This is a genomic window from Vagococcus sp. CY52-2 (assembly GCF_022655055.1).
Taxonomy (GTDB): Bacteria; Bacillota; Bacilli; order Lactobacillales; family Vagococcaceae; genus Vagococcus.
Map to the genome: position 1 here is coordinate 1,928,846 of NZ_CP093384.1, position 11,782 is coordinate 1,940,627.

Genomic DNA, 11,782 nt, shown 5'->3' on the forward strand with positions numbered 1-11,782 from the left:
TTTATACGTCTTTGGTTATATCAAAGGTGAGTTTAGATAGGCCTAACCCTTTCTTAACCAATTCACCGATATGAGTCATGGTTAAATGATTCATTTCTTCTATATTTTGTTTGTTTTGTTTTGTTAAAAAGTCTGTTACATCTCCAGATTGCATGGCTTTGTACGCACGATCTGTTTCCAATACCATGTGATTTGCCAGTTGTCTAGCGGCACTTAGGTAATCAAAATTAACTGTTTTTAATACGTCATAATCACGCTCTACTAAAACAGCGAGTGTACGGTGCATCCAGTAAGCTTGAGTGATATCATAAGTCATACTTGTATTGTTGTATGATGGTGCTGTGTCGTTACTATTTGCGTAGAAAGGCACATACGGATTGAAGGCGGTTGGACCACTATTAATCCAAGTAATCGCTGCAATCTCTTCTGGTACATCATTTCTGATTTCTAAAATATGCGACTGTGATGTACGATTCATTGAAATCGGTCTAAATAATTTTCTAGATGCATCATCTGACGCGTTAAATGGATCATAAATTGTTTCATCATAGTGTGAACTTAATACAGCCCCTACATCTTCATAACTCAATTTACGATTTGGTTTAAACACAAATGGCATGTCACTACTTCTTGGGTCTTCTACTTTATGCCCCAAATAATTTTGGCCGTACCATACACGTGGTGTGTTGTATTCTCTATCTTCTTTTGAACTTGTACCAAAAATATGACGGAAGTTAAATCCTTCATAATCTGGGTTCAAATGATAGGTTTCGACAAATTCTCGTAATCCTTCTGAATACATAAAGTTTTCTGGGTCATTGAAATCAACTTCTTCAATGATTGATTGATTGGCAATCACCGCACAACAGTCATCTGGTACGCGTTGTGCGATCCAATGATGGCCACATGGTATTTCCATGTACCATATTTCGTCTTTATCGCTAAAGATAACGCCGTTTCCTTCATGAGAACCATATTCTTCAATGAGTTTTCCTAAATAAGTCACTCCTTCTCTAGCAGAAGAAATATAAGGTAATACCACACTAACTAAAGAATCTTCACCAAGTCCATCTGTTAAAGGATCAATAGCCAAAACTTTTGTGTTGCTGAAAATACTTTCAGTTGCACTCATTGCCACATTTTTTGAGTTGATACCAGACTCACCAAAAATACCGTATTTTTTATATTGAATGTAAGGCACCATTTGGTATCTAAGTGATTTCTTAGGGTAGTTTTCTTTAAAATGTGTTAAGTATGATTTGTAAACACCTTCAGTCACATCATTTTCAGGAACCACAATAAACTTTACTGGTTCAATAACGATTTCTGCGTCACAGTTTCTAGCGATGAGCGTTGCTCCATTCATCGTTGCCTTTTTTCCTACTACAACAGTTGTACACATAAATATTCCCTCTTCCTTCATTTCCATAGTTTTAATGAGAAAAGGATAATCGCTGGGATTATCCTTTCAACGGCTTACTAAACGTCTTTAGTAATATCAAAAGTCAGTTTAGATAATCCCAAACCTCTTTGAACTAAATCACCAATATGTTTCATAGCTAAAGCATTCATTTTGTCAATATTTTTATTGTTTTGTTCTGTTAGGAATTCTTCAACGTTTGACACGTTTCCTTCTTTAAAAGCCTTGTCTGTTTCCAACACAAGATGTGTGGCTAGCGTTTTTGCAGATGTTAAGTAGTCAAAGTTCACTGAAGATAATTTATTGTAATCACGTTCTACCAACACAGCTAATGTGCGATACATCCAGTATGCTTGGTTAATATCATAGCTATCTGTTGTATCACGGTAGCTTTTTGGTGTATCTAAACTATTAGCGAAGAATGGTACATATGGGTTAAAGGCTGTCGGAGCACTATTTAACCAAATGATTGCAGCGATTTCTTCAGGTACGTTGTTTCTGATTTCTAAAATATGAGATTCAGCCGTACGGTTCATAGAGATTGGTCTAAATACATTGCGATCGACATCACTCTCAGAATTAAATGGATCATAGATTGTTTCATCAAAGTGTGAACTTAGTACAGCAGCCACATCATTAACTGTCAGTAAACGATTTGGTTTAAAGACAAACGGCATATCGCTACTTCTAGGATCTTCTACTTTATGACCTAAATAGTTTTGACCATACCACACACGGGCAGTATTATATTGTCTGTCTTCTTTTGTACTTGTTCCAAAAATATGGCGGAAATTAAATCCTTCATAATCTGGGTTTAATTGATACTCATCAACAAATTCACGAATTCCTTCAGAATACATAAAGTTTTCTGGGTCGTTAAAATTAATTTCTTCAATGATTGATTGGTTGGCAATCACAGCGCAGCAATCATCTGGCACGCGCTGAGCAACCCAATGATGACCACATGGGATTTCCATATACCACACTTCATCTTTATCACTAAAAATGATACCATTTCCTTCATGAGAACCATGTTCTTTAATCAGTTGACCTAAATAAGTCACACCATCTCTTGCTGATTCAATATATGGTAAGACCATATTAAGTAATGAATCTTCACCTAAACCAGCTGGAGTTAATGGGTCAATGGCTAAAACATCTGTATTTGAGAAAATACTTTCTGTTGAGCTCATGGCCACATTTTTTGAGTTAATTCCAGCTTCACCAAAAATCCCTAACTTACTTTCATCTAAAAATGGCACCATTGTATATTTCAATGATTTATTAGGATATTTTTCAGTAAACTTCGTCATATTACTTTTATAGATACCACTCACATGAGCATCTTCAGCAACGGTAATAAAACGAACGGGTTGGATAGGTTCTTCAGAGTCACAGTTTCTAGCAATCAATGTTGATCCTGTTCTAGAGGCTTTTTTTCCCACAACAACGGTTGTACACATACTATTTCCTTCTTTCTATTAATAAACGCTTAGGCAATTGGATTCATAGGATTCCAAAATGGTAATTCGACAGGTTCTGTTACTAAGGCTTGTTTTAAATCTTCTGTTAGATAGTCTTTTTTCACAACGACTTCAAAGACAAATTCCTCCATCCATTTGTCATCCATCACGCAGTAACCTTGGTCACCGATTTTTTCTCCCCAACTATTTTCTACTTTCCATTTAGTTGGCATATCATCCACAAGGTTTACACCACCAATTACCATAGCATGTGTTGGTAAGCTTTCTTTGTAGTTAAAACAATCGCCTTTTGTCATTGAAAAATCCATGTTGAATAATTCTTCAAATTTATATAAATCATGAGACATGATCCCTTTTTGACGATCAAAATGTTTTAACACATCACAACCAAACCAAACTGGTTCACCAGCTTTTAGTTGTTTGATTGTGGCTTGTTTTAGCTCATCCATTTCAATGTTTAAATAACGGTTTGGTGTGCCACCTACCATGTTTCCTGATAAAGCCACTTCGTAAACTTTACCAAAAGGCATGTTTTCAGCTGGAACGTTGATTAATCCAACATAGTCCGTTACATCAATATCAATGTAGTCAGTGTAAAGTTGTTGAGGTGTTAACCCATGGTAAGAAGTGTATTTTTTGTCTTTATCTCTGAATGTAAAGTCAATTGTTTTTGGTGGTGTCCCTAAAGCAATTGATAATAGTCGGTAAACTTCAGATAAACTTTTTTCAATGTAATCATTGATGGTGGATTCTGTCGCATTATCTTTGACAAGTTGTCTTAACTCAACAGCGTCACGTCGTAATTTGCGATTTAACATCGTATTTAATTCAGCTGATGTAACACTACAGCTAGAGTCGTTCATTTCATAAATTGGTACGACACCATATTTTTCTACTAATGAGATGATTAAGTTCCAATCGCCACCATCTTGTTGCGGTGAGTTGATTAAAAATTGAACGTCGCGACTAGAAATAGGTTCATTCGCTGTATTAAGAATATTTTGATAGAAGTAATTCGCTTTTTCTAATTTGTCATAGAAGAATAAGTAGTTTTGTGATAATTCAAAGTTTTCAATGTTGTATTGTTTTTCTAATTGGAAACGAATGACATTTAAACAAGCAAACATCCAACAGCGGCCACTTTGATTTTGATTAGTCACTTTATGTGAGTCAATATCAATCGAAAAGTTAAAATTCGCATCATCAATTGCACGAATATTTTCAGATGCTTTAAAAATACCGTTTGTTGTAGCTGCTGTTTGGGCGATTTCATTTGCTCTGTCACCTGTAAAAAGTTCTTGCATATGATTAATTTGATCAAAAGTTAATTCGTTTGTCATAATAAAACACTCCATTCAGTTAATTTATTTTGTTGATGCATGAGTTGGTGCACTTTGAGTAGTGGTTGCTACTTTGTCAGCCAATTTAGTTGTTGCTTGAGCGACTTTACCTTTTGGTGCTTGTGGTGCAGATGGTGAGTCTGGTTTATTTTTGATACTTGTGTAATACATGATCAACCCAACGACAAATACACCGATGATTAGTAATAAAACATCTAATCTAAAATTAGTTAATAAATACATTGAGATAACCAACGCAATAATTGGAATGGTATCTCCTCCCTTTAAAGAGAACCCATTATTTGGAAATTGTTTTGTATGTTTAAATTTAATCACGGCTAAAATTGATGGAACATATTGGATAAATGATGCTAACACAATGGCCGCTACTAAGAAAATATAACTAAATGATACTAAGAAAATACTGATAATCATCGTAATAATGACCGCAATATAAGGTGCATCATTTTTATTTCTTTTACCAAAAGCTGAAGGTAAAAGGTTATGTTCTGTTGATAAAGATGCAGCTAAAACTGGTGTGTTAAATGATACGGCAAAAGCCACGCCAAAAATGGAAATAATCATACCAATGACAATCAGTACATATGCCCAATGACCAATAGAAGCGTTTAGTGCTTGAGCAATAGGAATATCAAATTTTGCAATATTTGGTCCTAAGATACCAATCGCTATTGCTTGTACTAACACATAAATAATAGTCACACTAGACATAACGGCGATTAATGCTTTTGGAATATTTTTTTCTGGGTTGTTCATTTGTCCAGCTGCTACTGGGATAAATGAAAATCCAGTGAACATGTAAAATACGACACTAAAGGCTTGACCAAAGTGACCAAAGAAGCTACCTGTTGTTTTAACACTTTCAGGAACAATAGGGGTAAAATGTGCTGTTTTAATAAAGAACACACCGACAACAAGGAAAAATACCAAAGTAGCAATTTTAATAATTGAAGACACGCTGTTGATTTTTTTAACAATACTTGTACCAAAAAGATTGATAATACTTAATAGAACTATCATACCAATTGGAAAAGCATATTTTGCAATTGGATTATCTAACACGGGATACATGCTTTTTAATGTTCGATGTAAGGCAACAGATTCTGCTGTAAATGTCAGACATCCTAAAAACCACGAAAATAAGCCAATTTGAAACCCAGTAAATTTACCAAATGCGTTATACGAATAAAGCCATGCTGCTCCTGATCCAGAAAATCGACTTGATAAATCCGCATAACATAATGCAACCATACTCACTGTTAATGCTGCAGTAAGAAGAACCAGAATACTCATTACCCCAATATTTTTATAAATTTGTTGCGGTAATAAGAACGCTCCTGACCCGACAATTGCATTGATACCTAAAAAATAAATTGATGTAAACGTCAACTTTTTATTAGGCGTTGCTGTTTTCGCACTCATGACATATCATCTCTCCTCTTCATCCATTTCTCATGAATTCGTTTTTAATATTGCTTGTGAGTAAATCATAACTCTTTTTTTTTTTTAAAACAATCTTTGATACATTAACAACAAAATAATCATATTAAATATTATTTTTAGATAAATTCAATACCTTTATGAATTAAAAGTAAATTATTTATGGATTATCTTTTATTTATTTGTAATCAGTTAGTGAATGTTACGTTCTAAATAAGAATAGAATGCTTATTTTTTTTGCCTTACTCATTCTTTATTCATCATTTCATCATATATATTTTTTTCGTCAAAAAAATAACTAACTTATTTCAATGTTTTGTATAAAAAGGCTTTTTATATACTAATCTCAGTATCATTAGATAATTAATTCATCATAACTTTATAAACTACTCATTTTATTGCAAATAAATAGAAAAAAATGAGGCTGGCCCAAAAGTAATTTATTAAGTAAAAATCACCAAACTAATAAAACAGAAATCCCATGAAATCAATATTTTAATAAATTGATTTCACGGGATTTTTTCTATTTTAAGACTTCTGGGTCAGCCTCATACCTATAATTTTATCACTTCATTAGTTTTAGCCAATGAGGTTGTATCTATGCGATACCATCATAATTAGTCGATTATATCGTTCTTTCTTTATAGATTATAAAATAACCGAAATAGGGTGTTGATTATAATTAAAAAATATTCTCACCTTTAATGAACTGTCTTATGTCCTACTATTTCTCAGATGTCAATCTTTCAATAAACTTTACTTTCACATTTGCAGGTTTAAGTGTATGATATGTACAGAAAAAACTAAAGGAGGGGTAAAATGAGTGAACCTCATAATAATCATGAACCTCACAAACTAATGGCCCATACAAATGGACGCTCTTTAGAAGAAATAAATGGATCAGTTGAGGTGCCTGTAGGAAAAGGATTTTGGCGAACATTACTCGCCTATTCAGGACCTGGAGCGTTAGTTGCTGTTGGGTATATGGATCCAGGTAATTGGTCAACATCCATTACAGGTGGACAAAATTTTCAGTATCTATTGATGTCTGTCATTTTGATGTCTAGTTTAGTTGCTATGCTCTTGCAATACATGGCTGCTAAGTTAGGGATTGTCACCCAAATGGATTTAGCCCAAGCGATTCGTGCTAGAACAAGTAAAAGACTGGGAATTGTCTTATGGATTTTAACTGAGTTAGCTATTATGGCCACTGATATTGCTGAAGTTATTGGAGCCGCAATTGCCTTGTATTTACTGTTTGGTATTCCACTGCTCTATGCCGTACTTATTACTGTATTTGATGTTTTGCTATTATTGCTTTTAACAAAAATAGGGTTTAGAAAAATTGAAGCGTTAGTTGTCTGCCTAATTTTTGTCATTCTTTTTGTTTTTATTTATCAAATTGCCTTATCAAACCCATCATGGGGAGCTGTTTTTGAAGGCTTAATTCCTACTAAGGACACCTTTGCTGACTCACCAAGAATCGGAGGACAAACACCTTTAACTGGTGCACTAGGAATTATTGGGGCAACGGTTATGCCACATAATTTATATCTGCATTCAGCGGTATCTCAAACAAGAAAAATTGACCATTCTGATGAAAATCATGTCGCTGAAGCCGTTCGTTTTTCGACTTGGGATTCAAATATTCAATTGACTATGGCATTTTTTGTCAATGCCTTACTGTTAATTATGGGGGTTGCGGTATTCAAATCAGGAACGGTTAAAGACCCGTCATTCTTTGGTTTATATGAAGCGTTGTCAGACCCTAATACTTTAAGTAACGGACTTCTTGTCTCTGTTGCCAAATCTGGTGTCTTATCCACTCTTTTTGCTGTCGCACTTTTAGCATCAGGACAAAACTCTACAATTACAGGAACGTTGACTGGACAAGTCATCATGGAAGGATTTATTCATATGAAGCTTCCAACTTGGTTAAGACGTCTAGTGACACGTTTAATTTCAGTCATTCCCGTTATTATCTGTGTCATGATGACAAGCAAAAAAGGGACATTAGAAGAACACGAAGCACTTAATAATTTAATGAATAATTCTCAAGTCTTTTTAGCATTTGCTTTGCCTTTTTCAATGATTCCATTACTCATGATGACTAACAGTGAAGCTGAAATGGGACATCGCTTTAAAAATAATTGGCTCGTCAAATTTTTTGGTTGGATTTCAGTTATTGCATTAACCTATCTAAATTTAACTGGACTGCCAGGACAAATGGAAGCTTTCTTTGGAGATGAACCATCAGCTAATGAATTAACCTTAGCTCATGGTATTGCTTATACACTTATTATTGGTGTCTTACTGCTTCTTGCATGGACCATATGGGATTTATATAAAGGAAATAAACGAATTATCGAACAATCCCAAAAAAAGATTTAATAAATACCAATTAATTTAAAAGAGAGCTCTTCCAAGTCATAAATAAAAACCCCTCAGAATGTATTTTCCACACATTCTGAGGGGTACTTTTTTAACCGTTTAATACTGCTCCACCATTAACATGTAAACATTGACCACTCATGTAACTACTATCTTGGTTTGAAGCTAAAAAGACAAAACTAGGTGCTACCTCATAAGCTTCACCACAACGTTTCATCGGTGTATCTAACCCAAATTTTTCATGAGTCATGCCCTTCATTGTAGCGGGGATAAGTGGTGTCCAAATTGGACCTGGCGCTACGCAATTTACACGGATTTTTTTCTTAATAAACTCTTCACGCACTGATAATGAACGAGTATATCCTACAACAGCACTTTTAGTTGTTGAATAAGTCAATAAATAAGGATGTCCACGATAAGCATTGACAGACGCGTTATTTATAATAGCTGCTCCTTCATTGAAATATGGGAAAAGGTATTTTGTAAAATACATAAAACTATAAATATTTGTCGCAAATTCACGTTGAACTTCGGCTTCCGTAATATCAACGATACTATCACGTTCATGCTGTTCAGCAACATTATTAACTAGTATATCAATTGATTTAAACTTATCGATAAAGTAATCAACGGCTTCTTTTACAACATGTTCATGCCCAACGTCTCCCTTGTAAAGATAAACAGTTGCACCTAATTCTTCTGCACGTTGTTTTACTTGTAACGCATCAGCAGCATTTTCATGATAGACAATTCCAATATCTGCCCCTTCATGTGCATACGCTATAACAACAGCTGCTCCGATTCCACTATCTCCACCTGTGACAATCGCTTTTTTTCCTTTTAACTTATTCGCTGACAAGTAATTAGGATTTTCAACCAACACTTCTGTTGACACGAATTCATTACTGTCTTTTTGATGATAATCTTCTTTAGGTGTTCTTAATTTATGTTCCAATGATATCTCTCCTTTTCTAAACTAACGTTAGTAAAAAATACACTCATTGTTTTAATATAACTACAATTTGAATACTATCATAAAAAAAGTATTTTTGTTAAATGATAAACATCAAAAAAACAAATAATATATAAATATTACACTTAAAAACTGATTAACTGGCAATAATTTCGTGTAAGACATATAATTCCCAATCAGAAATACTAATGCGATAAAAATCTTCAATAGAGGATAGTAAGTCTTTTATATTCCCATAAAAATAGTTATCATTTATTTTTAACTGCGATAAATCTGTTGGCACAGGATAATCAACTGACCCTAAAATCGTACGTTCAATCATCAATGCTAAATGCATCGTCAAATTAAATTTAATTTTGACGTTAAATTTAATGCCAAAACGTCGCTCACATTTTTCGATAATTAGCTCTACTTGTTTAATAATGATTTCCGGATTTAAGAAATTTAATTTTTCAGATAGACCTTCTTTTGAGAAGAAATAAATACATTTATTCGTCAAATCGGTCATGTATTTTTCGTGAATGGTATTACGAAACGTATATTTCATGGCTTGATGTTCAGTATCTTCATCTAAAATATCCAATAAATTAACGGAAGACACAGCTGTTTTATTATCTAGATAAGACGTTGTAATAATGAGTTCTGTTGTATCAAGATAACCTTTATCTGAGTTTTCACGATCTAAAATATCGAGTAATTCATTAAAATGCATCACAATGATTTTTATTTCTGGATTAATAAACGGTTCGAATAATTTCTTCAGTTTTTTGGCAATATCATAACCCAAAATACTTGAAATAATAACATTGCGGTCATTTGAAAATCCCTCAAAATACTGAATATCTGTGATAAATTTTTGTTTAATATTTTTTGTGATGTCATAAAAGGTATGATGATTCAGTAGTTGTTGACCAATTTCCAGTGCAAATGACGTCGTAAGATTATTAACAACCAATAATTCTCCCATAATCTCTGGTTTTAAACTCTTATAAAAATGAACCAATGAGCCCATATCTACCAACATAATGACCCCTTCAGAAGTATCTCGCTCAGAAAGCCACGACTTCACTTCTAATACAATGTCTTTAATGGAGGCATCAAGTGGCATGTTAATTGCGTCAAACACATAATTGCCACATAATTGATTGGACACCGCTTGTATACTACTTGCTGTCGTATCACCATGAGCAACAAGTAAGGCATGATAAGCAATTTCTTCTTTTATAGACCCTATTAAAAATAAACTCAACAAAAAACGTGCTTCTTTTTTATATTCAACGGGTAGTTTAGACGTAATTTTTTTAGCAAAAAGTGCCGTACGTGGATAGTCCATACTAATCATTTGTTTTATTGGTTGATGATCAAACTTGATACAATCTTTTAGTAATAGGTATGTAGTTAGTTTTTCAAGATAAGGTGTCACACTATCTACTTTACCCATTATTTGTTTAGTATTAGCAAGTATTTTTTCTCTAATTTGTTTTAAAACATAGGTTTCTCCACCAAAATCATCTTTGAATAGCGGAAAACCCAGTAGCGTTTCTCGTAACTCTAATACATCACTCGTGGAATGTAGTAGCACATTTAGTTTTTCTACCCTCTCTGTTGACACATCCACTAGTTGATTAAGTGGTTCATCATAAATCACTTTCACCACATCATCATGATTATCCCCTATGTAAAGTACGTCTTGATCCTCTTGATAATGAAGTGCATCAGCACAATATAACTTGACCTTATTGGCTAATTGTCCAATATTCCCTGACATTTTTTCATGTAAAAAGTGATCAAAAATCAAACGATCAATCATCATGTCCTTTTTCAACAATTTGGCTTCTTTTAAAAATAAAACGCTTAAAATCGTCTCTCGCTCTTGTAATGGCCGTAGATGATAATCTGCTAACTCCAATACAGCTGAAATACGACGTAAGAAAGTTGGTAATAATACCTCTTTAGGATCTTCTGTTGTCGCAAAAATCAAGCGAACGTTAGCTGTTTCTATTTTATCTTCCTCCCCAATTAAGCGAAACTGACCTGAATCCATAAACTGAAATAATTTTTCTTGATTTTCATATGACAAACGATGGACTTCATCTAAAAATAAAATACCGTTGTCTGCTTTACTAAGTAACCCTTTTTTATCTTTGTCAGCACCTGTATAAGCCCCTTTTTTATGACCAAATAAGGTGGAAGACAACAATTCAGGATTATTCGCGTAATCCGCACAGTTAAATACCACGATATTATCTGAGCAATTCGCCTGTTGTTGATTAAGGTAATCAAAAATCAAGTGTGCTAAATAAGTTTTCCCTACCCCACTATTTCCATGAATTAAAACAGGTAGCCCTTTTGGTGGATAAGACATCGCAGCTTTACAGATTTTTATCATAGATTTGGCACTACCTTTACTGCCAATAAATTGTTCGAACACATCTTGTGACGTATGGTACTCGTGACTAGTTAGTCGCCAAACGATTGGATATGTTTCACTTTTAATAACCTCTTTATCTTTGGCCAACTCATTTAAATATAAACTCGTGACTGAGCGACTTAACCCAATTTTTTTAGCTAATTCAGTTGTCGTAATCCCACCTTGTTCTTCTCCTATACCTTGAAGCAAATGTCTTCTAGTCGACTCCTTCATTCTACCAATCCTCCTACATACTAAAAAACGCATGGCACGTATTGCCCATGCGTTTCACTCTTACATACC

At 33.9% G+C, this 11,782-nt stretch carries 7 protein-coding genes; 1 reads left to right on the plus strand and 6 read right to left on the minus strand.

Going from position 1 to position 11,782, the window contains the following annotated elements; all coding sequences use genetic code 11:
* Window position 1 precedes the first annotated feature (1 nt).
* The 4 genes from MN187_RS09280 to MN187_RS09295 form a co-directional block, all read right to left on the minus strand.
* Window positions 2-1,402: a C69 family dipeptidase gene (locus MN187_RS09280; protein WP_117973878.1), complete on the minus strand. Its 1,401-nt coding sequence runs from the start codon at window positions 1,400-1,402 to the stop codon at window positions 2-4.
* 77 nt (window positions 1,403-1,479) lie between these two features.
* Window positions 1,480-2,883: a C69 family dipeptidase gene (locus MN187_RS09285; protein ID WP_242093912.1), complete on the minus strand. Its 1,404-nt coding sequence runs from the start codon at window positions 2,881-2,883 to the stop codon at window positions 1,480-1,482.
* Window positions 2,884-2,912: 29 nt separating this feature from the next.
* Complete coding sequence (locus tag MN187_RS09290) at window positions 2,913-4,244, minus strand: C1 family peptidase (RefSeq protein WP_242093914.1); 1,332 nt, start codon at window positions 4,242-4,244, stop codon at window positions 2,913-2,915.
* A 24-nt stretch (window positions 4,245-4,268) separates the two neighbouring features.
* Window positions 4,269-5,687: an APC family permease gene (locus MN187_RS09295; RefSeq protein ID WP_117973885.1), complete on the minus strand. Its 1,419-nt coding sequence runs from the start codon at window positions 5,685-5,687 to the stop codon at window positions 4,269-4,271.
* An 837-nt stretch (window positions 5,688-6,524) separates the two neighbouring features.
* Here MN187_RS09295 and MN187_RS09300 point away from each other — a divergent pair.
* A complete protein-coding gene (locus MN187_RS09300; RefSeq protein WP_117973887.1) occupies window positions 6,525-8,096 on the plus strand; it encodes an Nramp family divalent metal transporter in 1,572 nt (523 codons plus the stop codon).
* 91 nt (window positions 8,097-8,187) lie between these two features.
* Here the strand turns inward: MN187_RS09300 and MN187_RS09305 are convergent, their stop codons facing one another.
* Window positions 8,188-9,051: an SDR family oxidoreductase gene (locus MN187_RS09305; RefSeq protein ID WP_242093916.1), complete on the minus strand. Its 864-nt coding sequence runs from the start codon at window positions 9,049-9,051 to the stop codon at window positions 8,188-8,190.
* A gap of 154 nt (window positions 9,052-9,205) precedes the next feature.
* On the minus strand, window positions 9,206-11,713 hold the full coding sequence (locus MN187_RS09310; RefSeq protein ID WP_241699603.1) for a sigma 54-interacting transcriptional regulator: 2,508 nt from the start codon (window positions 11,711-11,713) through the stop codon (window positions 9,206-9,208).
* Between the last annotated feature and the right edge of the window lie 69 nt (window positions 11,714-11,782).